The organism is Arthrobacter sp. ISL-72, from assembly GCF_018613755.1.
GTDB lineage: Bacteria > Actinomycetota > Actinomycetes > Actinomycetales > Micrococcaceae > Arthrobacter.
Window position 1 is genome coordinate 309,412 of the sequence record NZ_JAGGPP010000001.1, and the last position, 23,049, is coordinate 332,460.

General features: G+C 65.8%; 21 protein-coding genes, 1 tRNA gene and 1 riboswitch. Of the genes, 11 read left to right on the plus strand and 11 right to left on the minus strand.

Annotation, left to right across the window (positions count from 1 at the left end; all coding sequences use genetic code 11):
• Positions 1–7: 7 nt before the first annotated feature.
• Positions 8–640: an ECF transporter S component gene (locus tag J7I92_RS01485; RefSeq protein WP_214836333.1), complete on the minus strand. Its 633-nt coding sequence runs from the start codon at positions 638–640 to the stop codon at positions 8–10.
• A gap of 72 nt (positions 641–712) precedes the next feature.
• Positions 713–855: riboswitch (TPP riboswitch) on the minus strand.
• Positions 856–995: 140 nt separating this feature from the next.
• Here J7I92_RS01485 and J7I92_RS01490 point away from each other — a divergent pair.
• The gene (locus J7I92_RS01490; RefSeq protein ID WP_214836336.1) at positions 996–1,259 is read left to right on the plus strand and encodes a DUF4235 domain-containing protein; all 264 of its coding nucleotides are present in this window, start codon (positions 996–998) and stop codon (positions 1,257–1,259) included.
• Between the two features lie 118 nt (positions 1,260–1,377).
• On the opposite strand, the gene mnhG is transcribed toward J7I92_RS01490, so the two are convergent.
• The 6 genes from mnhG to J7I92_RS01520 are packed head-to-tail and all read right to left on the minus strand — an operon-like array spanning position 1,378 to position 7,953.
• A complete protein-coding gene (gene mnhG / locus J7I92_RS01495) occupies positions 1,378–1,839 on the minus strand; it encodes a monovalent cation/H(+) antiporter subunit G (RefSeq protein WP_214836339.1) in 462 nt (153 codons plus the stop codon).
• Positions 1,829–2,107 carry a monovalent cation/H+ antiporter complex subunit F gene (locus tag J7I92_RS01500; protein ID WP_214836342.1) on the minus strand — a complete coding sequence of 93 codons (279 nt, stop codon included), beginning with the start codon at positions 2,105–2,107 and terminating at the stop codon, positions 1,829–1,831. The genes mnhG and J7I92_RS01500 overlap by 11 nt, the downstream gene beginning before the upstream one ends.
• Positions 2,104–2,649: a Na+/H+ antiporter subunit E gene (locus tag J7I92_RS01505; RefSeq protein ID WP_214836345.1), complete on the minus strand. Its 546-nt coding sequence runs from the start codon at positions 2,647–2,649 to the stop codon at positions 2,104–2,106. The genes J7I92_RS01500 and J7I92_RS01505 overlap by 4 nt, the downstream gene beginning before the upstream one ends.
• On the minus strand, positions 2,646–4,247 hold the full coding sequence (locus J7I92_RS01510; RefSeq protein WP_214836346.1) for a Na+/H+ antiporter subunit D: 1,602 nt from the start codon (positions 4,245–4,247) through the stop codon (positions 2,646–2,648). Before J7I92_RS01510 ends, J7I92_RS01505 begins: the two co-directional genes overlap by 4 nt.
• Positions 4,244–4,906 carry a Na(+)/H(+) antiporter subunit C gene (locus J7I92_RS01515; protein ID WP_214836349.1) on the minus strand — a complete coding sequence of 221 codons (663 nt, stop codon included), beginning with the start codon at positions 4,904–4,906 and terminating at the stop codon, positions 4,244–4,246. The genes J7I92_RS01510 and J7I92_RS01515 overlap by 4 nt, the downstream gene beginning before the upstream one ends.
• Complete coding sequence (locus J7I92_RS01520; protein WP_214836352.1) at positions 4,903–7,953, minus strand: Na+/H+ antiporter subunit A; 3,051 nt, start codon at positions 7,951–7,953, stop codon at positions 4,903–4,905. The genes J7I92_RS01515 and J7I92_RS01520 overlap by 4 nt, the downstream gene beginning before the upstream one ends.
• 174 nt (positions 7,954–8,127) lie before the next feature.
• Here J7I92_RS01520 and J7I92_RS01525 point away from each other — a divergent pair, with 174 nt between their 5' ends.
• The 3 genes from J7I92_RS01525 to J7I92_RS01535 all read left to right on the plus strand — a co-directional run bounded on the left by J7I92_RS01525 (position 8,128) and on the right by J7I92_RS01535 (position 11,308).
• Positions 8,128–9,561, plus strand: a complete 1,434-nt coding sequence (locus J7I92_RS01525) for an MFS transporter (protein WP_396020338.1) — start codon at positions 8,128–8,130, stop codon at positions 9,559–9,561.
• A gap of 65 nt (positions 9,562–9,626) precedes the next feature.
• Positions 9,627–10,109: a cation:proton antiporter regulatory subunit gene (locus J7I92_RS01530; RefSeq protein ID WP_214836360.1), complete on the plus strand. Its 483-nt coding sequence runs from the start codon at positions 9,627–9,629 to the stop codon at positions 10,107–10,109.
• 5 nt (positions 10,110–10,114) lie between these two features.
• Positions 10,115–11,308: a cation:proton antiporter gene (locus J7I92_RS01535; protein ID WP_214836363.1), complete on the plus strand. Its 1,194-nt coding sequence runs from the start codon at positions 10,115–10,117 to the stop codon at positions 11,306–11,308.
• A gap of 71 nt (positions 11,309–11,379) precedes the next feature.
• On the opposite strand, the gene dcd is transcribed toward J7I92_RS01535, so the two are convergent.
• Positions 11,380–11,955 (minus strand): dCTP deaminase, encoded by a 576-nt coding sequence (dcd, locus tag J7I92_RS01540; protein WP_214836365.1) that lies wholly within the window; start codon positions 11,953–11,955, stop codon positions 11,380–11,382.
• A gap of 102 nt (positions 11,956–12,057) precedes the next feature.
• Here dcd and J7I92_RS23645 point away from each other — a divergent pair, with 102 nt between their 5' ends.
• Together J7I92_RS23645 and J7I92_RS23650 are read left to right on the plus strand one after the other, a co-directional pair.
• A complete protein-coding gene (locus J7I92_RS23645; protein WP_311380019.1) occupies positions 12,058–13,059 on the plus strand; it encodes a CAP domain-containing protein in 1,002 nt (333 codons plus the stop codon).
• 96 nt (positions 13,060–13,155) lie between these two features.
• Positions 13,156–13,917: a VCBS repeat-containing protein gene (locus tag J7I92_RS23650; RefSeq protein ID WP_251039300.1), complete on the plus strand. Its 762-nt coding sequence runs from the start codon at positions 13,156–13,158 to the stop codon at positions 13,915–13,917.
• 26 nt (positions 13,918–13,943) lie between these two features.
• Here the strand turns inward: J7I92_RS23650 and J7I92_RS01550 are convergent, their stop codons facing one another.
• Entirely contained in the window at positions 13,944–14,390 is a 447-nt protein-coding gene (locus J7I92_RS01550; protein ID WP_214836368.1) for an SRPBCC family protein, read from the minus strand.
• A 272-nt stretch (positions 14,391–14,662) separates the two neighbouring features.
• Between J7I92_RS01550 and J7I92_RS01555 the strand changes: the two genes are divergently transcribed.
• The 3 genes from J7I92_RS01555 (at position 14,663) to J7I92_RS01565 (ending at position 16,209) form a co-directional block, all read left to right on the plus strand.
• Positions 14,663–14,736: transfer RNA gene (locus tag J7I92_RS01555), tRNA-Gly, on the plus strand.
• A 166-nt stretch (positions 14,737–14,902) separates the two neighbouring features.
• Positions 14,903–15,052 carry a hypothetical protein gene (locus J7I92_RS01560; protein WP_214836371.1) on the plus strand — a complete coding sequence of 50 codons (150 nt, stop codon included), beginning with the start codon at positions 14,903–14,905 and terminating at the stop codon, positions 15,050–15,052.
• Complete coding sequence (locus J7I92_RS01565) at positions 15,049–16,209, plus strand: N(5)-(carboxyethyl)ornithine synthase (RefSeq protein WP_214836374.1); 1,161 nt, start codon at positions 15,049–15,051, stop codon at positions 16,207–16,209. The genes J7I92_RS01560 and J7I92_RS01565 overlap by 4 nt, the downstream gene beginning before the upstream one ends.
• Here J7I92_RS01565 and J7I92_RS01570 read toward each other — a convergent pair.
• Positions 16,142–17,608, minus strand: coding sequence for an MFS transporter (locus tag J7I92_RS01570; protein WP_214836377.1), 1,467 nt, complete (start codon positions 17,606–17,608; stop codon positions 16,142–16,144). The genes J7I92_RS01565 and J7I92_RS01570 overlap by 68 nt on opposite strands.
• A gap of 141 nt (positions 17,609–17,749) precedes the next feature.
• Here J7I92_RS01570 and J7I92_RS01575 point away from each other — a divergent pair, with 141 nt between their 5' ends.
• Positions 17,750–18,604: a LysR substrate-binding domain-containing protein gene (locus tag J7I92_RS01575; protein WP_214836379.1), complete on the plus strand. Its 855-nt coding sequence runs from the start codon at positions 17,750–17,752 to the stop codon at positions 18,602–18,604.
• Between the two features lie 301 nt (positions 18,605–18,905).
• Positions 18,906–19,214 carry a hypothetical protein gene (locus J7I92_RS01580; protein WP_251039301.1) on the plus strand — a complete coding sequence of 103 codons (309 nt, stop codon included), beginning with the start codon at positions 18,906–18,908 and terminating at the stop codon, positions 19,212–19,214.
• Positions 19,215–19,347: 133 nt separating this feature from the next.
• Here the strand turns inward: J7I92_RS01580 and J7I92_RS01585 are convergent, their stop codons facing one another.
• On the minus strand, positions 19,348–22,866 hold the full coding sequence (locus J7I92_RS01585; protein ID WP_214836385.1) for a bifunctional proline dehydrogenase/L-glutamate gamma-semialdehyde dehydrogenase: 3,519 nt from the start codon (positions 22,864–22,866) through the stop codon (positions 19,348–19,350).
• Between the last annotated feature and the right edge of the window lie 183 nt (positions 22,867–23,049).

Below are 23,049 nucleotides of genomic sequence, written 5' to 3' on the forward strand. Positions count from 1 at the left end.
GCCTTCGTCAGGAGAAGACAGGCTCCGATGCAGCCTTGCGGGAAGCGAAGGAGCTCAGCACGCCGGTCTTGGCCAGGCCGCGGGTGGCGATCCAGGACAGTGCGCCGGCGATGATGGCGCCCGAGATGGCGGTGAAAATGATGTAGGCCAGTTTGTCGCCGGCGGCGTACGCGATGTTCCAGCCCCAGGGAGCGAAGGAATCGTTCAGGCCGCAGAAGAGCCCTGCAGCGGCACCGGCCAGCAGCGAAACGGGCAGGTTGAACTTCTTGTACACGAACACGGCGAAGATGATTTCCGCGCCGAGGCCCTGTACAAAGCCGGAGAACAGCACCGATGCGCCGTACTGCGACCCCATGATCAGCTCACCGGTGGCGGCAACTGTTTCGCAGAAGAGGGCCGCTCCCGGTTTGCGGATGACCAGCATTCCCAGCACCGCGGGAATCATCCAGCCGCCGGCAATGAGGCCGGTCAGCGGCGGGTAGACGGCGTTCATCGGCGGCGACACCGCGGCGGCACCCTGGGACCAGGCCCAGAAAATGACGCCGCCCGCCACGGCGATCAACGCGGCAACCACAATATCCACCACACGCCAGCTGTACTTGCTGTGGCGCAACGCCTGGTTTGCAGAAATATCAGTCATGTCTTCCTCCTGAGATACAGGAGGGGAGAGTGTTTTCCGGCCGGACCGCGGCTTCCGCCGCCTGCTGCCGGACACTCTGAGAACTCGACTCCCTTGCGCCGGTACTAACCGGATCAGGTTCGAGGGTCTGCGGCTGTCCGCACTCTCAGCGCCCGCCTCCGGTTCCCTGGATAGTTCCAGTGATGCCCGACGGCGACGCTCCCCTGTCGTATTAATTCGCCCTTGTGGGCATTGAACAGTTTACACCTGCCGCACCGCGAAATCCCGGGGAAGTTGTCACAATCAAACCGGTCCGGCCGCACTGTTGCGGTTAGGCTAGGGGAAGCCCTGTTTCCGTATGCTTAGGAGTTCCGGAATGAGTTTTTTCATCAAGCTGCTTGGAACCGGAGTGAGCCTGCTGGCCGGATTCGCCGGCACCAAGGCCGTCGACGTCGTCTGGGAGAAGGTCACCGGCCGGAAGCCCCCGAAGGGTGACAAGGACGACGTCCCCACGACCCTTCGCACCGCCCTGACCTTTGCGTTGGTCTCGGCTGTTGTCAGTGCCATCATCCAGGTCCTGGCCAACCGCGGCACCCAGCGTGCCATCACCCGCTTCGCCAAGACCCAGGACATCGTCTAGCCCAATCCGCGCTCGGGAGTACACCAGCCCCACCCACGGGAGTTTTTGTCCAGATAACGGCCGTTAATTGCCCCGGAAGTCGCGTTATCTGGACAAAAACTCCCTGAGGAACGGGGGCCTAGACGGAGACTGAGCTGCCGCCGTCGTCGTCCGTTTTCCGTTTTTCGCCCGGCATCCGCCCGTTGCCCTTGGCGCGCAGGTCGGCCGCCTTCTTGTCCGCCGACTTGAGGACCACGGCCTCCAGCTCGTCCGCCGTGAGCAGTTCCTTGTGCAGGTGCTTGGTGCGGTACCCGGCCCTTCCCACCATGTGGGCGGACACCGGAACGGTGAGCACCTGGAAAATCCACGCCACGAACAGTGCAGGCCAAACCCACCAGGTCCGCAATTGCAGGCCCACCGCGGCCAGCAGCAGGAAAAGTCCCAGCACCTGGGGCTTGGTGGCGGCGTGCATCCTGCTCATCAGGTCGGGGAACCGCAACAGGCCCACAGCAGCAGCCAGGGACATCAGCGCGCCCACCACCATAAAGACGGCGGACACCGTGTCGGTCAGCGCGTCCACGGCGGATGCGTCAGGATTCATTGGGCTGCTCCCGCCGGTCCGCCACGAAGCGCGCCACGGTGACGGACCCGATGAACCCGATGATGGACAGGGCCACGAGCAGCATCAGGTTGTTCAGGTGCCGGTTGACCGCCATGTCGATGCACAGCGCGGCGCCGATGATGGCCAGCAGCACGTCCGAGGCCAGCACGCGGTCCAGCAGCGACGGGCCGACGGCGATCCGGACAATGGCCCCCGCCGCCGCCAGCGACAGGATCACGGCCGTCATGGTCAGGACGATCTCCATCACGCGCCCACCTCCTGCTGCAGCGCGGCAAGTTCGTGTTTGGTGCCCATGATCCTGATCAGGGCGGCCTCGGTGTCGCGGACTTCTTTGCGCAGGTTCACAATGTCCTCCCCGTTGCGCACGTTGAGTCCGTGGATGTACAGAGTGGACGTTGAACGGTCCACCTCCACCACCAGGGACCCGGGAATGAGCGAGATGACGTGCCCGGTCGCTGTCACCATCAGGTCCGAATGGCTTCGCAGCTGGACGGCGACGACGGCGTTGGTCACCTTGGGCCCGCGGGCAACCGCCAGATACAGCACCTGGAAGCTGGCGGCCACCACCTTGCCCAGGAACACGATCGCGAACGGGACGGCCCGCAGAACGCTGAACCTGCCGCCCAGTTCCACCGGAGGAAGATAGAACAGCCGGGCCACCACCACGGCGATCAGCGCACCGAACAGCAGGTTCCCGGGGCTGAAGTCCTGCCAGAGCGCACCCCAGACGAACACGAGCCAGACGAGAAGGGGCAGTTCCTGCCGGAGGGAGATCCGCCGTCGGCTCATTTCCGCCCCTCCTGCGCGATCGGCGGCACCGGCGCGTGTTCGCCCAGCACCGCCTGGATGTAGGAGGTTCTGTCCAGCATCTCCACGGCCGACTGGTCCGCCACCCGGAACAGCGGCCCGGCGAAGACGGTAAGCGCAACCCCGAAGGCCACCAGCCCCATCGTTGAACCCACCATGGTCCGCGGCAGGAGCGTGACGTTCCGCTTGCCGGCCCGGTCACCGGTCTCGGCGTCCTCGGGGGCGGCCAGCAGCACCGGGTCCGGGTTCTCGGCGTCCTCGGGCTTGCGCCAGAAGGCACGGTTCCAGACGCGGGCGATGGCCAGGAGCGTCAGCAGGCTGGTCAGGACGCCGCCGATCACCAGGGCGTAGGCCAGCGGCGTGCCCAGCTGCACCCCGGCCTGCAACAGACCCAGCTTTCCCAGGAAGCCGGAGAAGGGCGGGATGCCGGCCAGGTTCATGGCGGGAATGAAGAACAGCAGGGCGAGCACCGGCGACAGCTTGGCCAGGCCGGCCACCCGGTCAATCGACGAGCTGCCGCCGCGGCGTTCGATCAGGCCCGTGACCAGGAAGAGGCTGGTCTGGATGGTGATGTGGTGGGTCACATAGAACACGGCCGCACCAAGGCCTGCGACGGAGGACATGGCGAGTCCGAACACCATGTAGCCGATGTGGCTCACCAGGGTGAAGGAGAGCAGACGTTTGATGTCGCTTTGCGCCAGGGCACCCATGATTCCCACCACCATGGTCAGCAGCGCCGCCACCATCAGCGGAGTGTTCAGCGAGTCCCCCGGAAAGAGGAGTGTCTCGGTGCGCACCATCGCGTAGACGCCCACCTTCGTCAGCAGGCCGGCGAACACCGCAGTGACGGGAGCCGGCGCCGTCGGGTAGGAGTCAGGCAGCCAGAAGGACAGCGGGAAGACGGCAGCCTTGATGCCGAACGCCACCAGCAGCATCACGTGCAGCAGCATCCGGGTCCCCGGGTCCAGGTCCGCAAGCTTGATGGCCAGGTCCGCCATGTTGATGGTTCCGGTGGCCCCGTAGATCATGGCGATGGCGATCAGGAACAGGATAGAGGACACCACGGAGACCACCACGTACGTGACGCCGGCGCGGATGCGGGGACCCGTTCCGCCGAGCGTCATCAGCACGTAGCTTGCCGTCAGCAGGATCTCGAACCCCACGTAGAGGTTGAAAAGGTCCCCCGACAGGAACGCGTTGGACACCCCCGCTACCAGGATCAGGTAGGTGGGGTGGAAGATCGACAGCGGTGCGTCCTGGTCGCCGTCGGCCATGCCCTGGCCTGTTGCATACACCAGCACGGCCAGGCTCACGGAGGAGGAGACCACCAGCATCAGGGACGAGAACTGGTCCACCACCAGCACGATCCCCCAGGGCGGCAGCCAGCCGCCGACGTTGACGGCCGCCGTCCCGCCGTCCCACACGGAAGCCAGCAGCACGCACTCCAGCAGGAGGGTCAGGGACAGCAGCGTAATGCTGACCGCCCGCTGGGCCCGCGAGTGCCGGATCAGCACGAACGTCAGGGCGGCACCGAGGATGGGAAGTACGACGGCGAGCGGGGCAAAGCTTACGATGTTCACTTCACGCCTCCTTCCGGGCCGGCAATAACGTTCTGGGAACCTGGCTGCTCTTCCGCCGCGGCGTCCTCGGCGGCGATCTTGCGGTCGCCCACCTTCACGGTGGCGATGCCGCCGTCGCGGCCGTCGGAAGCACCGCCGTCGGAAGCACCGGAAGCACCGCCGTCGGAAGCACGGGAAGCACCGGAAGCACCGCCGTCGGAAATTCCCGAGTCGGAGATGCCCCGTCCGTCGGAGCCGATCATAGTCAGCGGAAATTCGGACGTCTCAACGGGGATCTCGGCATCGTCCTCGGCGTCGAAGCTGGGCGTCTCGGCAACGCGGATGTCTTCCACGTCGTCCTGGATCTCATCCTGGCGCGCCAGCACCCAGGTGCGGTAGATGATGCCCAGCATGAACGCCGTCACCGCGAAGGAGATCACGATCGATGTCAGGATCAGCGCCTGCGGCAGCGGATCGCTGTAGTCGCCGGGGTCTGTGTCCTTGCTGAACATCGGCGCCAGGCCGGCATAGCCGCCGGTGGCCAGGATCAGCAGGTTGGTGGCGTTGGCCAGCAGCATCAGCCCGAGCAGCACCCTGGTGAGGCTGCGTTCCATGATCAGGTAGATGCCGCAGGCATAGAGCGCCCCCATGACCGTCAGCAATGTCAGGTTGACGCTCATGCCATCCCCCTCCCGGTGGTTTCGGCCGGAATTCCGTCCGCTTCCTGGCCTTCGGTTTCGCCGGCCGGGTGCTCTTCAAAGTGTTCGTCGATCTCGGCGCCCAGGCTGCGGAGCACGTCCAGCACAAGCCCCACCACCACGATGTAGACGCCGATGTCGAAAATGGTGGACGTGACGAACTTGATGTCGCCGAACACCGGCAGCCACAGTTCGATGATGGCGCTCTGGAACACCTGGCCGCCCAGCAGCACCGGCACCACGCCTGTCGCCGCGGCCGTGGCCAACCCGATTCCCAGCAGCGTTCCGGCTCCCACGGGGGTGGCTTCGCGAAGTTCGAAGCGGCCGCCGGCGAGGTACCGGATGGTCAGGGCGAGCCCGGCCAGCAGCCCGCCGGCGAAGCCGCCGCCGGGGAGGTTGTGGCCGGCCAGCAGGAGGTAGAGGGAAAAGACGATCATCGAGTGGAACACCAGCCGGGCCACCACTTCGAAGATGATGGAGCGGCGTTCCGGAGCCAGCGTCCGCCCGGCCACCAGCCAGGCGTCCCGGGTGGCGGCCGCAAACTGGCGCGTCAATGCCAGCGCGGCCTTGTCGCGGCTGTTCTGGCCCGTTCGAATCCGGCGGCCCACCGTGCCTTCGGCCACGGTGGAGGAAGCGCGGATGCCGTCGCCGCGGCCCTTCACAAAAATGAGGCTGGCAACGCCGGTGGCGGCCAGTGCCAGCACCGAGATCTCGCCGAACGTGTCCCACGCGCGGATGTCCACGAGCGTGACGTTGACGATGTTCAGTCCCCCGCCGCCTTCGTAGGCGAGCCGCGGGAACTCGAGCGAGACCGGCGTCGCAACCCGTGCACCCATGGCGTAGATGGCCACGAAGATCATGGTGATGCCGAACGCTGCCCCGATGATCACGCGGATCACCCGGTACTTGCCGCCGGTGCGGTCCCGGAGTTCGGCCGGCAGGCTGCGCATGGCCAGGACGAACGCCACCAGGATGATGGTCTCCACCAGCATCTGGGTCAGGGCCAGGTCCGGAGCGCCCTGCAGGGCGAACATCAGGGCGATGCCGTAACCGGTCACTGAGACCATCAGCACCGCCAGGAACCGCTTGTTGGCCCGCACGGCCGCCAGCGCACCGATGACAATGCCGGCACCGGCCACCAGCTGCAGCGGCGAATGGGGATCGATGAAGTAGAGACCGTCCGGCAGGGGTTTCCTGGCAATCAGCAGGGCAGTCAGCGGAAGCGCGAAGGCCACGGTGAGGATCACGGCGAGGTAGAAGAACAGCGAACCACGCTGCGTGCGCCCGGTGATCCATACGGCGGCATCGTCCAGGGCACCGATGGTCAACTGGTAGGCGCGATCGCCGTCCACCCACGCCGGAACCAGGCTCTGTGCCCGCGCCACCAGGTCGCGGCCGTAGAACATCGCCAGGCCCAGGATGAAGGTGACGGCCGTGAGGCCCAGCGCGGGAGTCAGGCCGTGCCACAGCGCCAGGTGCCCTGCGGCGGCAGCCGGATCCCCGCCGTCGTGCACGAATTCGGCGGCGTACGGCTGGATCCATTCGTCCACGGGCGCGGGCCACAGGCCGTACACGATGGTGAGCAGGCTCAGCAGGGCGGGAGCGGCCAGGAAGGAGGGCTTGATGGCCTTGAACGGCGTGGGCTCAAGGCCCGGCTTCACAGCGAACGCGCCCCACATAAAACGTGCGCTGTAGGCGAAGGTCAGGATGGAGCCCAGGACCAGGCCGGCGAGCACCACCAGCGCCCAGGGCTCCGGCTGCCCGCCGCCATCGTGGAAGGCATAGTGGACGAACGCCTCGAACACCGATTCCTTGGCCACAAACCCGGCCAGCGGCGGGATGCCGGCCATCGAGGCAGCGCCGATGGCCGCCACGATGGCGAGGGCGCGGGACGATTTGTACACGCCGGACAGCTTGCGCAGGTCGCGGGTGCCGGACTGGTGGTCGATGATGCCCACCACCAGGAACAGGGTCGCTTTGCAAAGTCCGTGGGCCAGGAGCAGTGCCAGCCCTGCCAGCGCCGCGTCCGGCTTGCCGAGGCCCACCACCATGGCGAGGAAACCCAGCTGGCTGACGGTGCCGTAGGCAAGGATGAGCTTGATGTCTGTCTGCCGGAGCGCCCGGTACCCGCCGACCAGCATGGTGGCCAGGCCCAGCCCAAGCACCATGGGAAGCCAGTAGGCGGTTTCGGCGAATCCCGGAGCCAGCCGCGCCACGAGATAGACGCCAGCCTTCACCATCGCGGCGGCGTGGAGATACGCACTCACAGGGGTGGGGGCCGCCATCGCGCCCGGCAGCCAGAAGTGGAACGGGATCAGCGCAGATTTCGTCACGGCACCGATGAGGATGAGTACGACGGCAGTCGCCACGGCTCCCGCTGCCGGCCCGGATGCCAGCTCGGGAGCCTGCTCCAGGAGGGCCGAGATCCGGTAGGTCCCCGCGTTGAAGCCAAGAATGATGAGGCCCACCAGCATGGCCAGGCCGCCGGCGGTGGTGACCATCAGGGCCTGCAGGGCCGAGCGCCTGGCGGCCAGCCTGGTGCGGGCGTAGCCGATCAGCAGGTAGGACAGCACGGTGGTGAGTTCCCAGAAGATGAACATCAGGAGCAGGTCGTCGGCCGTGACAAGCCCGAACATCGCGCCCGCGAAGGCAAGGAGCTGGGCGCCGAAGCCGCCCAGGTCGCTGTCCTTGTTCTTGAAGTAGCGCGCGCAGTAGACCAGCACCAGCGCGCCCACCCCGAGCACCAGCAGGGACATGATCCAGGCCAGGGCGTCCATCCGGAACGCGAGCTCGATCCTGAGTTCGGGGATCCAGGGAATGATCTCGGTGACCCCGCCGCCCGGGGAGCCGGGGCTTGCCGCACCATGTTCCGCTGCGCCCGGGTATACGGAGTCGCGCTGCAGGAGCAGCCAGACGAAGGAGCCGGCGGGCACCGCGGCCAGCGCGTAGAACGAATTCCTGTGGAACTTCCGGAAGAGGAACGGCGCCACAGCGGCCACAGCGAAATGCACGGCAAGGACTGTGATCACTGGTGTCTCCGCAACGTCAGGAATTCGATTGTCAAAAGTTGGAGCAGGCGGTCATTCGTCAGGTTCGGTCGTCACAGTTTATCAAGCGGTTGCAAACACTTTTGACGTGGACGACCCTGTGGCGCCGGGGATTCCTTGCGTCCGCCGGGGCTTTCGGCCGTCTCTTCATTCTTCATTGCGCTTAGGGCGGATAGCATTCAGCCTATGAACCCCGCCACCGCATCCGCGGCCACGCAACCACCGTCAGAACTGGAGTCCGGAGCGCAGGCCACCAGCAAGGGCCGGGTCCTCGCCTGGGCCGCCTGGGACTGGGGCTCGGCAGCCTTCAACGCCGTGATGACCACGTTCGTGTTCACGGTGTACCTCACCTCCAAGGCCTTCGGCGGCGAGGACCAGGCCTCGGCAGTGCTGGGCGGCGCGCTGGCGATTGCGGGCGCCGCAATCGCGCTTCTTGCGCCCGTCACCGGGCAGCGTTCGGACACAGGCGGCCGGCGGAAGCTGTGGCTGGGACTCAACACGGCAGCCGTCGCCGTCCTGACCGGGCTCTGCTTTTTCGTCTTTCCGCGGCCGGAGTTCCTGCTGCTCGGCGTCACGCTCATCGCCCTCGGCAACGTCTTTTTCGAATTTGCCGGCGTCAACTACAACGCCATGCTGGCGCAGATCTCCAACCCGAAGAACATCGGCAAAGTGAGCGGCTTCGGCTGGGGCATGGGCTACCTCGGCGGCATCGTGGCCCTGCTGATCGTGCTGCAGTTGTTCGTCCAGCCTAGCTTCGCGTGGTTCGGCGCCTCCACTGAGGACAGCCTCAACATCCGCCTGGTCGCCGTGTTCTCGGCGCTGTGGTTCTTCATCTTTGCCTTGCCGGTCCTGTTCGCCGTGCCGGAACTGCCCAAGCCGAAGCAGGCCGCCAGGCTGGGGTTCCTGGCCTCCTACGGGCTGCTGATCCGCCGCATCAAGGCGATTTACCGGACCAGCCCGCACACCATCTTTTTCCTGCTCGCCAGCGCCATCTTCCGGGACGGTCTGGCTGCCGTCTTCACTTTCGGCGGGATTATCGCCGCGGGAACCTTCGGGTTCGAACTGAAGGAAGTCATCTTCTTCGCCATCTTCGGCAACATCGTGGCGGCTGTAGGGGCCATGATCGGCGGCCTGCTGGACGACCGTGTTGGGCCGAAGGCAGTCATCCTCGGTTCGCTGGCCGGACTGCTCATTGCCGGCACGGTCATCCTGGTCCTGGGCAACGGCAGCTATGTCTTCTTCGGCCAGCCTTGGCCGGGGACAACGACGTTCTGGGTCTTCGGGCTGTTCCTTTGCCTCTTCGTCGGACCGGCGCAGTCCTCCTCCCGGGCCTACCTTGCCCGGCTGGCACCGCACGGCGAGTCCGGGGAGCTCTTTGGCCTGTATGCCACCACCGGCCGCGCTGTCAGCTTCCTGGCCCCAACACTCTTCACGCTCTGCATCACCGTGGCGTCCCCGCTGGTGGCGCCGGGGGAAGCCCAGCGCTGGGGCATCCTCGGAATCATGGTGGTGCTGCTGGCCGGGCTGCTGGTCCTGCTGCCGGTCAAGGCGCCCGGCAAGGCCGAAATCGCGGTGGTTCCGGAGGCCTGAGCGACGGCTCGGGAAATCGGCGGTTCCACTGCTCCAACAGCCTGTGTGCGGACTAGGCTGGTGCCATGAACGTGGACGAGACAGACCTCCCTGGCCTTGGCAGGCGCAAGGATTTTATGACCGCTTCCGGGCGCCGGATCGGTGTCGTGGAGTACCGCGAGGGTCAAACCGAACTGATCGTTTCCACGTGGGACGATCCGGACACGTGCCAGGCATCCATTCCCCTGACCGCAGATGAAGCCGCCACGCTGGGAAACCTCCTCGGCGGGCAGCGCCTGGCAATGCAGCTCTCGGAAGAGCACCGGGAGATCCCCGGCATCGTCACGCGTCAGTTCTCCATAGGCGCGGAGTCTCCATTCCACAACCAGCCCATGGGCAAGGCCTGTATCCGCACCCGCAGCGGTGTCTCCATCGTTGCCATCATGCGGGAGGGAGAAGTGGTGCCCTCGCCGGGGCCGGACGTTGTCCTGCACCCGGGTGACCTGCTGGTGGCGGTCGGAACGCAAGAAGGCCTTGATACGGCGGCCGATATCCTGCGCAACGGCTGAGCGGCATGGATCCGCTCGCGCTAACCCTCATCGAGCTGGGGGCCGTTGTGTTCTGCCTTGGCCTGCTGGCCAGGCTCGCGGGGCGCATCGGGATGTCTCCCATTCCCCTGTACCTGCTCGGCGGGCTTTTTTTCGGGGCGGGCGGCCTGGTGAAACTCGAAGGTATGCACGAGTTCGCACATCTCTCCAGCGAGATCGGTGTGATCCTGCTGCTGCTTATGCTCGGATTGGAATATACGGCGATTGAGCTCGTCACCGGGCTGCGCAGGTCATGGCAGGCGGGCATCCTGGACTTCGTGCTGAACTTCCTGCCGGGAGCAGGGCTGGCCGTCCTGCTCCACTGGGGAGTGGTGGGAGCCATGGTGATGGGCGGAGTCACTTATATCTCGTCCTCGGGGATCGCCGCCAAGGTGATCACCGACCTCGGGCGGATCGGCAACCGCGAAACGCCGGTGGTGCTGGCCATCCTCGTTTTCGAGGACCTGGCCATGGCCATTTACCTCCCGGTCCTGACCGCCACACTGACCGGCATCAGCTTCCTGGTGGGTCTGCAGACTGTCGGAATTGCACTGGCCGTGGTCACGGTGGTCCTCGTCGTCGCCCTGCGGCACGGGCACCGCGTGTCGAAGGCGGTTCATAGCGAAAACTCCGAGGTGTTCCTGCTCAACCTCCTCGGGGCGGCGCTGCTGGTTGCCGGCCTGGCAGCCGCCATGCAGGTCTCGGCCGCCGTGGGTGCGTTCATGCTGGGCATCGCCATTTCCGGTGCCACCGCGCACAGTGCCACCCGGATCCTCGAGCCGCTTCGCGACCTATTCGCGGCCATCTTCTTTGTCGTCTTCGGCCTCAACACGGACCCTGCCACGATCCCGCCGGTCCTCGGGTGGGCACTGGTCCTGGCAGTCATCACGGCAGCCACAAAAATGCTCACAGGCATCTGGGCGGCCAAGCGTGCAGGGATCGCCCTGCCCGGACGCTTCCGTGCCGGGGCTGCCCTCATTGCCCGCGGCGAGTTCTCCATCGTCATCGCGGGGCTGGCGGTTGCTTCCGGAGTGGTGCCCGACGAACTGGCGGCCTTGGCCACCGCCTACGTGCTTATCATGGCGGTTCTGGGTCCGCTGGCTTCGCGCTACGTGGAGCCCATCGTCAAGATGATGCGGCGGCGTCCGGCGAAAACCCAAGCGGCCACCCGCCCCATCTGACGCTCTCCCAGATCCAGCCGCCCGAACAGCGACGCTCTCCCAGATCCAGCCGCCCGAACAGCGACGCTCTCTCAGATCTCGGTGCGGTGGAAGTTCAGGTGGCTGCGGCTTGCGGTGGGGCCGCGCTGGCCCTGGTAGCGGTTGCCGTACTCACCGGAGCCGTAGGGGAACTGGGCGGCCGAACTGAGCTTGAAGAAGCAGAGCTGGCCGATCTTCATGCCCGGCCACAGCTTGATCGGCAGGGTGGCCATGTTGGACAGCTCCAACGTCACGTGCCCGGAGAAGCCGGGATCGATGAACCCGGCGGTGGAGTGCGTGAGCAGGCCCAGCCGGCCCAGTGACGACTTGCCCTCGAGGCGGGCGGCGATATCGTCCGGCAAGGTGACGGTCTCGTACGTGGAGCCCAGCACGAACTCGCCCGGGTGCAGGATGAACGGCTCCCCGGGGTCCACTTCCACCAGCCGCGTCAGCTCAGGCTGGTTTTCGGCGGGGTCGATGTGGGCGTATTTGTGGTTGTCGAACAACCGGAAAAAACGGTCGATCCGGACGTCCACGGACGACGGCTGGACCATTACGGGGTCATACGGATCCAGGACAATCCGTTGGGAATCAATTTCGGCACGAATATCGCGGTCAGAGATCAGCACACTCAAAAATACCGCACCATTGCCGAGGCCGAGGTCCGGGGTTACTGTTACTGCTGTTAAGGAACGTCATCTCCGATAGACCACGAGGCTGATGTTACGGCTGTGACGGTACTTCTCCTGAAAATGGAGGCGATACCGGCGGATCTGGGGTTCGGCTTGGGGAAGATTTCGGCAGGGGCACTGGCGGTCATGATCTGCACCGCGGTTCTCATCCCGCCTGCCGCAGGCCAGCTGGGGGGATCTTCCTCAAGTCCTGAATCCTCCGCGTCCTCCGTCGCGGGCCAACACCCGCAGAGCGCCACCGGTCCGCTATCCGAGTACTACGGCTCCGAGCACGACGGCGGCACGGAAGCCGCTGCTGCAGCGCCCGGTTCGCCGCGCTCCCCCGGGGACCATCCCGCCGTGCTGCCCGGCAGCCCGGGCGCATCCGCCGCGGCGCTGCCTGACACTTCGGCGGCGGCTCCGCCAGCCACGGCGGCCGACGTCGACCCCGCCGTACCGGGCCCTGCCGGCACGGTCGCCAAGGGACCCGAGCCTGCCTCCATTCCACCGCTGTCCGCCACCGCTTCGGAACTGGCGGCCCTCCTCGACGCGTCTGGGCAGACGCTGCAAACCCACCCTGGCCCAGGCGCCCTCCAAACGGACCACCTCCAAACGAACGCCCTCCGAACGGATGCCTCCACCACGCAGGCCCTCGTCACGGATGACGCATCGTCCCAGATCAAGACGGTGTTCAACGCCATCAACAGCTACCGGGCCTCCTTCGGCCTTCCCGCCGTGAAGTACCACGCCACCGTGGCTTCGATGGCGCAGGAGTGGTCCGACAGCATCGCGTCAAGGGAAGTGCTCGAGCACCGGTCCAGCTTCTGGACCGATCCGCGGGCGCTGAGCCCCACGAACGGCGCCGGAGAAGTCATCGCCGTCCGCTGGGACCGCGACGCCGCACAGCTTGTGGAGTGGTGGAAGAGCTCCCCGGCCCACAACGCGCTCCTGAAAGACCCGCGGTTTAATGTGATGGGCATCGGCATCACCTTCACGGACGGCAACTGGCAAACCACCCCTGGCCGCTACACCATGTGGGGGGTGGTGAATTTCTTCGGATAGGGCACCCTCCCGTCGGGAACCACCGCCAGCCCGGGCGGCAGCAGCATCGAACAGCCGTTGCAGCCCGCCACCATCTGCGACCCGCTGGTGCGCCACATGCCGCCGACTGCGGATCTCACCGCTGCGGCAATCAAGGGGCCGGGCGACCTTTTGACAGTGAACTCCTCTGGCCAGCTCCTGAACCGTGCTTCGCTCGGGAACCGTCAGTTCGGCGTACAGCAGGTCATCGGAACCGGCTTTGGCTCCGCCAAGGAACTCTTCGTCACGGACTGGGAGCGGGATGGCGTCTATGACGTCCTGGTCCAATGGACCGACGGGCGGATCACGCTGCATTCAGGCACGGTTAGCGGCGGGTTCCTCGCCGCCGTGACGCTGGGCCAGTCCGGGTGGGCCGGAATGACGCTGGCAGTGGGAGGCTGGTGCGCCAACAACCGGCTTCCGCAACTGCTGGCCCTGGACGCGTCCGGAAACCTCTGGCTCTACCCCAACCGGGGGACGGTTGACCTTACGGAACGGACGCTGGCAGCGACCGGCGTCTCCGCCGACCGGCTTGCCATGGCTGATTACGACGGCGACGGGTTCCAGGACCTGCTGGCACGGCAGGCGGACGGCAATGTCCGCCTCTACCGCGGCTCGGGCGCACCGGCGCCGCGCGCCGAGTCTCGGGCCGTGGTGGCCAGCGGATGGGCGGATGTCATGGCCATCCGGCCGCTGCGGGATGTCACCGGGCTGAACACAAGCGGGCTTGCGCTTCGACGCGCCGGTGACGTGGTGCAGTACTGGGATCTGAGCAGCGGAGCCCTGTCGTCGCCGTCGTCCGTGCCGGGGCCGTGGACCGGACAGCGTCTCGCCCAATAACGGCGCCTCGTCCAGTAAACCTGCCGCTAGTGCTCCGCGGGCCGGGCTTCCAGCACTGCCTTGAGTCGTTCCAGCTGCGCCACTTCCGCCTTCATGGACCGCTGGATCATGAAGTCCATGAGTCCGGCCAGCCCCTTGGGGCGGAATTCGAGCGCGAAGCGGACGCGCGTGTTCATTCCTTCAGTGCTCAGGTAATAGCCTCCGTGCGGGCGGGCAGGACCGGCAACCACCTGGAACTGGATTTCGGCACCCGGACGAAGCTGCGTGATTTGGAAGTCCGCAGCGATGGGGCGGCCCGCCGGCCCGCTCAGGGTCTGCTGGTAGACTGCGCCCTTCGCGCCCACAGCGCCTGAGCGCAGTTCAATGTTCCGGATCCCTTCCCGCCACGAGGGGAGGTTCAGCCCGTCCTGCAGGAACCGGTACACGGTCATGGCATCGCGTTCCACGACGACCTCGTACTCTGCAAATGCCACGGGGATCCCTTGATTGTCGGACAGCTTTCTGGCGTAGCCCGTTCCCCTGATACTGCAGCTAACTCAATCAGGATATTCAGGAGCGGCCCCTCCGGAGCGGCCTGCGGCGCGCCTTAATCGAAGAGTTATGGAAAGCGGTTAGCCGTCAAGGGCAGAGCCTGGCCGGGCGAGGATTTCAAGGGTGTCCTTGGTCGGGGAGGGCGCGCGGCTGGGGTAAAGTAAGTCCGGTTGACGTAACCGGGACCTGACCGAGGTAGTGGCCAGTCCCCTTTGCGGCTGTAGCTCAATGGTAGAGCGCTAGCTTCCCAAGCTTGATACGCGGGTTCGATTCCCGTCAGCCGCTCCATTTCACGCGAATCTCGTAGCGCCCGCGGGCGGGCACCAGGCCAGCACACTCCGGTCAGCAGCGGCGCCCGCCGTCGCCGCCTACTCCGGCCATCCGGCGGGGCATTAGGTCGCTACCTGTATGGTCAGAAGTCAGGAACCCCTTCGGTTCCGCTACAGGAGCAATCATGGCTGACAAGTCCCCGCGTCAAGCAGCATCCGCAAAATCCGGCAAGTCCATCAAGGAAAAACGTGCCGACAAGAGGGCCGCGGCAGCACCGCCTAGCTCCCTCGACAAGGGAACCGCGGCCAAGGCAGCGAGCCCCAAAAAGAAGTGACCGGTTCCGCGAACCACCTCACCCTCGGAGTCCTGGCCAGCACGCGAAAGCCTGATGAACGCCGTCTCCCGCTCCACCCCCTTCACCTGGACCGCATCGCGCCGGAGCTGCGGCAACAGATCATCCTCGAGCAGGGCTACGGTGAACGGTTCGGCGTCTCGGACAACCACCTGGCTTCCCTGGTGGGACGCGTTGCCACCCGCGACCAGATCATTGCCGACGCCGACGTCGTCCTGCTGCCCAAACCTCAGGCCGAAGATCTCGCTGACCTCCGCGACGGCCAGGTCCTCTGGGGCTGGCCGCACTGCGTCCAGGACCGCGCCATCACGCAGCTGGCCATCGACAAGAAACTCACCCTGATTGCGTTCGAGGCCATGAACCACTGGGCAAGCGACGGCGGCTTCGGCCTTCATGTCTTCCACAAGAACAACGAACTCGCCGGATACTGCTCCGTCATTCACGCTCTTGCCCTCACCGGCTCCACGGGCGATTACGGCCGGCGACTCACAGCTGTCGTCATCGGTTTCGGCGCCACCGCCCGCGGTGCCGTCACAGCGCTCAATGCCCATGGCATCCACGACGTCCAGGTGCTGACCAACCGGGGCGTGGCCGCCGTCGGTTCGCCCATCCATTCGGTGCGGATCGCCCAGTTCGACCATGACGACAAGGCGCCGTTCCTCAGCCAGGTCATCACCGAACGCGGAAGGGTACCGCTGGCACCCTTCCTCGCCGAGAGTGACATTGTGGTCAACTGCACCCTGCAGGATCCCAACGCCCCTCTGACTTACCTTCGGGAAGAGGACCTCGACGCGTTCCGTCCCGGCAGCCTGATTGTGGACGTGTCCTGCGACGAGGGCATGGGCTTCAGCTGGGCGAAAACCACCACGTTCGCCCAGCCGATTTTCACCATGGGCGACCATATCGACTACTACGCCGTGGACCACAGCCCGTCCTACTTGTGGAACTCCTCCAGCTGGGAGATCAGCGAGGCGCTGCTTCCATTCCTGGAAACCGTCATTTCCGGCCCAGAGGCATGGGCCGGAAACGAGACGATCGCGCGTGCCATCGAAGTCCGTGACGGGGAGATCCTCAATAAGGACGTGCTGCAGTTCCAGCAGCGGCAGGCGGACTACCCGCACACCCCACTGCACGCGTAAGCGATGCCGGCGTGGTCGCCGGCTGGGGCGCCGGTCCTGAGGGCCCACCGCCGGGCCGTTGCGCTGTTCGCCTCACTATCCGGAGCAAGCGGCGGCGGTCTTTAAGATCCACTTTGAGCGTCAGCTCACCTCGGCGGGCTAGTACGACGGCGACAGTCACCGCTGCAAGCACCGGCACCCCGCCCGAAACCACGAGGGCGGTGTGCGGATCCAGGTGCTCGGCAATCCATCCGATCATGGGACCGCCGATGGCCTGGCCCCCGATCAGCACCATGATGTACAGGCTCATGACGCGGCCGCGGATCCCTATGTTGGAACTGACCTGGACCAGCTGGTTCGACGCGGTCAGGAACATCAGGCACCAGAACCCGGAGAGCACCATGGCCGCGCCGAACCACACCATGGTCGGCGCCAGGGCGGACAGGCAGAGCATAAGCCCGTACATCCCGGCGCCCAAAACCACCGAGCGGAGCCGCAGGCGGCGACGGCGGGTGGAGGCGATGGCGCCGCCGAGTGCTCCGAGCGCAACCAGCGCGTTCAGCAGGCCGTAGCCCCCGGCGCCGACGTCGTACACGTGGTCCGCGAAAGCGGCCAGCAGCACCGGGAGGCTCATGGCGAATACCGCGATGAAACCGGCCATCAGCCAGGGCCAGTAGATGGTGGGCTTGCTTAGCGCATACTTCAGCCCCTCCCGGAGCATGCCCTTGCGCTTGGGCGCAGGCGCGCTGACAAACAGCTGGTCCTTACGCAGGAGCAGCAGCATCACCACCGTTGAGCAGCAGGCCACGGCGTTTCCGGCGAAGGCCCAGCCGGCACCGACGGCGGTGAGGAGGAGTCCGGCGAGCGCGGGGCCGATCAGGCCGCCGAGCTGGAACGTTGTCGAGTTGACGCTGATGGCATTGCGCAGGTAGGTAGGGCCGACGAGTTCGTTGACGAACACCTGCCGGGCCGGCTGGTCCAGGACGGTGACGAGCCCCAGCACCAGCGCGATGGCGTAGACGTGCCACACGTCGATGCGCTGGCTCAGTGCCAGGACGGCTAGAGCAGCCGCAAGAACCGCCGCGACGGACTGGCAAAGGATGAGGATCTTCCGTTTCGGAAACCTGTCGGCCATGATGCCGCCCCACGGCCCCAGCACCAGGGACGGAGTGAACTGCAGCGCCACGGTGATGCCCACCGCGGTGACCGATCCGGAAAGCTGAAGCACCAGCCAGTCCTGGGCGATCCGCTGCATCCAGAGCGCGATCACGGCGATGAAGTGCCCGATGACGAAAATGCGGAAGTTCGGGACCCGGAGGGAAATAAAGGTGTGGCGCCAGGGGAGCCGTTCACTGACGACGGCGATCGGCTGGGTGGCGGGCTGACTGACGGTTGCCGTGATAGGCGAAGGGGGTGCCACAGGAATCCTCAAAGGTGCGGGTGAGCGGGACAGCTCCCACGCTATGGTGGGCCAAACAGATTATGGAAGCGTATTGTTCCTATAACTAACATTGCGATCCGCAATAGGTGCGGGTTCGGTCGATGCCTACCCGGGAGTGAAATGTTCGAACCCGCCCAGCTCCGGTCCTTCCTGGCAGTGGCCGAAACGCTCAGCTTCACCAAGGCCGCAGAACGCCTTGGACTGGCGCAACCAACCGTCAGCCAGCACGTGCGCAAGCTGGAAACGGCAGCGAAACGGGTGCTGATCGCCCGGGACACCCGGGATGTGCGGCTGACGGACAACGGCGATGCCATGGCCGGGTTCGCGCGGAGCATCCTCGCAGCGCACGACGCCGCATCCCGCTATTTCTCCGGATCCGCGATGCGCGGCCGGCTGCGCTTCGGCACGGCTGACGACCTTGCCATCACCGGACTCCCCCGCATCCTCCGCGAGTTCCGCCAGATCTATCCGCAGATCAACCTGGAACTCACGGTGGGCCAAAGCGACCAGCTGTATAAGAAACTCAATGCCGGCCAGCTCGACCTGGTCTTCGTGAAATGGGTTGCCGGGGCCAAGGACGGCACGGTGGTCCAGCACGACGCGTTCGCATGGGTTGGCCTGGAGCAGACAGCGCTGGAGCCCGGGGACCCGGTTCCGCTGATCGCCTACCCCTCGCCCAGCCTCAGCCGAAAACTGGCCATCGATGCCCTCGAGTCCCGGGGCCGCACGTGGCGCATCACGTGCACCACCCGCCAGATCAGCGGCGTGCTGGCCGCTGTCCGGGCAGGAATCGGCGTCGCCGTGATGCCGTCGTCGCTGGTTCCGGAAGACCTGAAAATCATCACCCGCCGGTTTGAACTGCCGCCCGTCGGAGATGTGGATTTCACCCTGATCCGCAATCCGCTGGCCAACACGGAGGTGATCGAGGCCCTCACGCAGGCTATTGTGGGGCGCACTTTGAAGCGCTCCGCCTAGAAGCCCGTACCCTACCGGTTGCGGGGCGGGGAAAGTGAGTAATTAAGTAAGTAATGGCCCCCGGTAGGCGTGGGTATTGCCAGTAAGTGATTGAAGAAATTACGTGCGTAATTTATGCTGAATTTTGTTAAAGGTTATGCAGAAGCCAATGACAACGATTCGATGACGAACCGTGCCCGTCGCCAATGCCCTGGGGCGCCAGACGGACAACGTTCGGGATAGGCATGCGATGACGCCAACCACGAACCACCCGCACCTCTCAGTCTCAAATTCGGTCCATTCCCTCAATACGGTACGCCCCATGACCCTCGGGACGCACCGCAACACGCCAGTACATCATGAAGCAAGCGCACACGCTGATCTGGTCAGTCAGCGCGAACCGCACCCCGCCGCCACCCTGGTGGATACTGAATTCGTCGGAAGCCCCTATTGCGAGCGGTGCGGGACGGACGAGTTCATTTACCTGGAGACCTTCGTCCCGGCCAAGTACCGGCACGACGGCACCCTCCGGAAGCCGGGCGAAGTCACCTACTTCTGCACGGGATGTGAAGATTTTTCGGCACACTCGGTTCCGGCCTCATGGGTGCCACCGGGCTGGTATTTGGGCTAGCCAGGCTCCCTGAATTAACAGACACCCTTACATCCAGGTATAAGTAAGAACCTTTATCCACAACTAAAAGAAGTCGCCGCCGGCGGGCACCCCAGGGTGCCGGCCGGCGGCGACTTCGTTTGGGCGGGAGCCGCTAGATCAGCCTGTCGGAGAGGTGGTTGGGGGTTCCGAACCGGTGGGCGGTGATGCTGACGGCCTGCTCGTGCAGGAACGGCAGCAGCTCCACGCGGCCGGCCTCGGTGACCGGGTGTGCGTACACGGCCAGGTCCGGGCGGCCGCCGGTGGCTTCGGCGAGGGCCGTGGCGTTCCCGCCGAGGAGGCGGATCCGTGCGCCGGACAGCTTGCCCGCCTCGGCGAGCCGGCCTGCTGCGGCCAGCCACGCGGCGTCGTCCTCCACGGTGACCGTGATGTTCAGGGCACCCAGCGCTGCCTTCAGCGGAGCGGGGAGTTCGACGGCGGTGGACACGGTGAGTGCCGAGCCGGCCAAAACACCGGCCGCGACGGTCCGGACCAGGTCGGCCAGCGGTTCGCCCTCGGACAGCCGAACCGTTACCGGCAGGCTGCGGTAGCGGAAAATGTTCCGTTCCGCGCTGAGGCCGGAGACGTCCTTGGCGGTGCCGAACTCATCGGCCCAGGCCTGTGCGTCGGATGCCAGGGCGCGGTGGACGGACTCAAGCTCGGCGGGCTCCAAGGCTGCACCGGCCGCGTTGACGATCCGGCGGACACCCGGGTGGTTGACGGTGGCGTTGGCCGAGCTGGCTTTGCTGACCCAGTCGCCGAGGCCGGCAAGGTAGTTCGGTCCGCCCGCTTTGGTTCCGGCGCCGACGGCCGACTTCTTCCAGCCGCCGAACGGCTGGCGCTGGACGATCGCCCCGGTGATGCCGCGGTTCACGTACAGGTTGCCGGCCTGGATGCTGTCCAGCCAGATGCCCAGCTCTTCGGTATTGAGGGAGTGCAGGCCTGCGGTGAGGCCGTACTCGATCTGGTTCTGGATGGCGATGGCTTCTTCCAGGGTGTCCGCGGTGATGACGCCGAGGACGGGGCCGAAGAACTCGGTCAGGTGGAAGTAGGATCCGCGGCGCACGCCGTAGCGCACGCCCGGGCTCCACAGCCGGCCGGTCTCATCGAGCTTCCGGGGCTCAACAGCCCAGTTTTCACCCTCGCCCAATGTGGTGAGCGCGTTGAGGAGCTTGCCGTTGGCGGGCTCGATGATTGGTCCCATCTGGCTGGTCGGATCTTCCGGGTAGCCGACTTTCAGCGAGGTGACGGCGTCGATGAGCTGGTTGTGGAAGCGCTTGGACTTGGCGACGGAGCCCACCAGGATCACCAGTGAGGCGGCCGAGCACTTCTGGCCGGCGTGGCCGAAGGCCGAGTACGCAACATCCTTCGCTGCCAGGTCCAGGTCCGCGCTGGGGGTGACGATGATGGCGTTCTTGCCGCTGGTCTCTGCCAGCAGCGGCAGGTCCTTGCGGAAGGAGCGGAACAGTTCGGCGGTTTCGTAGCCGCCGGTGAGGATGACGCGGTCCACGGCCGGGTGGGAGATGAGCTGCTGTCCGAGCTCCCGTTCGCCGAGCTGGACCATGGTGAGGACGTCGCGCGGAACGCCGGCTTCCCACAGTGCTTCGATCATCACGGCACCGCTGCGCTTTGCCTGCTTGGCGGGCTTGATCACGACGGCGGAGCCGGCGGCGAGTGCCGCAAGGGTGGAGCCGGCGGGGATTGCCACCGGGAAGTTCCACGGCGGGGTCACGACGGTGAGGTTGGCCGGCACGAAGGTGGCGCCGTCGACGTCGTCGAGCTTGCGGGCCGACTCGGCGTAGTAGTGCGCAAAGTCAACAGCTTCGCTGACCTCGGGGTCGCCCTGGTCGATGGTCTTGCCCGTTTCGCTGGCCATGACTTCCAGCAGGTCGGCGCGGCGCGCCTCCAGGACGTCACCGGCGCGGTGCAGGACCTCTGCGCGCTCGGCTCCGCTGAGGGCACCCCATGCCTTGCCCTTTTCAACGGCGGTTTCAATCACGTTGTTGAGGGTGTCCGCATCGGTGATCGCCGCTGCTTCGACCGCGGCGTTTCCCAGGGTGGAGAACGGAACGCGTTCCAGGATGGCCCGGCCCCAGTCGCGGTTTGCGGGCAGGGACGGGTCGGTGTCCGGAGTGTTCTCGAAGGAGTCGTGCGGCATCGGCTCGGCCGGGAGGCTGCGGTTCTGCCGGCGGTTCGGGCCGGGGACCTCCTCGTCGAGCTCTGCCAGGGAGGCGAGGAAGCGCTGCTTCTCGCGCTCAAAAAGGGCTTCATTTTCACTGAGCTCAAAGACGGCGGACATGAAGTTGTCCTGGCTGGCGCCCTCTTCGAGGCGGCGGATCAGGTAGGCGATGGCCACGTCGAACTCGGCCGGGTGAACCACCGGGGTGTAGAGCAGGAGCGAGCCGACGTCCTTCTTGACAGCTTCGGCCTGTCCCTGGGCCATGCCCAGCAGCATTTCGAACTCGATGCCGGACTCCACGCCGCGCTGCTTGGCGAGCAGCCAGGCGAAGGCGATGTCGAAGAGGTTGTGGCCGGCGACGCCGATGCGGATGTTCTTGATCCGGTCCGGGTGCAGCGAGTAGTTGATGACGCGCTTGTAGTTGGTGTCGGAATCCTGCTTGGTGCCCCAGGTGGCCAGCGGCCAGTCGTGCAGGGAGGACTCGACCTGCTCCATGGGCAGGTTGGCGCCCTTGACCACGCGGACCTTGATGGCGGCGCCGCCTTCGGCGCGGCGGGCGGCAGCCCAGTCCTGCAGGCGGATCATGGCGGCGAGGGCGTCCGGGAGGTAGGCCTGGAGCACGATGCCGGCTTCAAGGTTCTTGAACTCGGGCTTGTCCAGGATCCGGGTGAAGACCGCGATGGTCATGTCCAGGTCCTTGTACTCCTCCATGTCCAGGTTGATGAACTTGGCCTTCCTGCCGCCGCTGGCGAAGGAGTTGGCGCGCTGGAACAGCGGGGTGAGCTTTTCGACGACGTGCTCCACGGCCTCGTCGAAAGCCCAGGCGGAGTGCGGGGCCACGGTGGAGGAGACCTTGATGGACACGTAGTCCACGTCGGGGCGGGCCAGCAGGGTGTGGGTGCCGCCGAGCCGGCGGGAGGCCTCGTGCTCGCCGAGGACTGCTTCGCCGAGGAGGTTCACGTTGAGCTTGATGCCGTCCTTGCGGATCTTGGCAATGGCAGGGCCCAGCTTGGCCTCCGTGGCGTCAACGATGAGGTGGCCCACCATCTCGCGCAGGACCTTGCGGGCCACCGGGATGACGACCTGCGGCAGGACCGGGGCCATCAGGCCGCCGACCTGGACAGCACGGCGCATGTACCAAGGCAGGAACGCGGGAACCTTCGGGGCCAGGGCTGCCAGGTTGCGGGCGGCAACGTGGAGGTCTTCCGGGCGGACGACGCCGTCGACGAATCCGACCGTGAAGTCGAGCCCGTTGGGGTCCTTCAGGACACCGGCGAGCTGTTCAGCGGAGGCATCCACGGGGACCTTGGAGGCTTCCGTCAACCAGCGGCGCACCAACCCGATGGTTTCCCCGGCAAGGGCCTGGGCTTCGGGTACGTGGGAAGCGCGTGAAACGGCTGCTTCGGTGGCCGATTTGCGGGTGCGGACACCAGGCTCCGTTGAAATGTTGGTCATGTCTAACACTCGTTCTTTCCGTTGGTGAGGACCGTCTTTCAATCAGTATGAACCTCCCGTCACTTAAGATAAAGCGACGTTTCCTGAGCAATACAGGTTAGGAAAACCAACGATTTTGATGGCCGCTCGGAGGCCTCAAACCACCCCTTTTCCCCGGCCGACGCTCGCTCACTTCCTGCCCAC

Coding starts and splice junctions, on each gene's coding strand:
- J7I92_RS01485 (WP_214836333.1), bottom strand. CDS start 640: ATGACTGATATTTCTGCAAACCAGGCGTTGCGCCACAGCAAGTACAGC.
- J7I92_RS01490 (WP_214836336.1), top strand. CDS start 996: ATGAGTTTTTTCATCAAGCTGCTTGGAACCGGAGTGAGCCTGCTGGCC.
- mnhG (WP_214836339.1), bottom strand. CDS start 1,839: ATGAATCCTGACGCATCCGCCGTGGACGCGCTGACCGACACGGTGTCC.
- J7I92_RS01505 (WP_214836345.1), bottom strand. CDS start 2,649: ATGAGCCGACGGCGGATCTCCCTCCGGCAGGAACTGCCCCTTCTCGTC.
- J7I92_RS01515 (WP_214836349.1), bottom strand. CDS start 4,906: ATGAGCGTCAACCTGACATTGCTGACGGTCATGGGGGCGCTCTATGCC.
- J7I92_RS01530 (WP_214836360.1), top strand. CDS start 9,627: ATGAACGTGGACGAGACAGACCTCCCTGGCCTTGGCAGGCGCAAGGAT.
- J7I92_RS01535 (WP_214836363.1), top strand. CDS start 10,115: ATGGATCCGCTCGCGCTAACCCTCATCGAGCTGGGGGCCGTTGTGTTC.
- J7I92_RS23650 (WP_251039300.1), top strand. CDS start 13,156: ATGCCGCCGACTGCGGATCTCACCGCTGCGGCAATCAAGGGGCCGGGC.
- J7I92_RS01560 (WP_214836371.1), top strand. CDS start 14,903: ATGGCTGACAAGTCCCCGCGTCAAGCAGCATCCGCAAAATCCGGCAAG.
- J7I92_RS01575 (WP_214836379.1), top strand. CDS start 17,750: ATGTTCGAACCCGCCCAGCTCCGGTCCTTCCTGGCAGTGGCCGAAACG.
- J7I92_RS01580 (WP_251039301.1), top strand. CDS start 18,906: ATGACCCTCGGGACGCACCGCAACACGCCAGTACATCATGAAGCAAGC.
- J7I92_RS01585 (WP_214836385.1), bottom strand. CDS start 22,866: ATGACCAACATTTCAACGGAGCCTGGTGTCCGCACCCGCAAATCGGCC.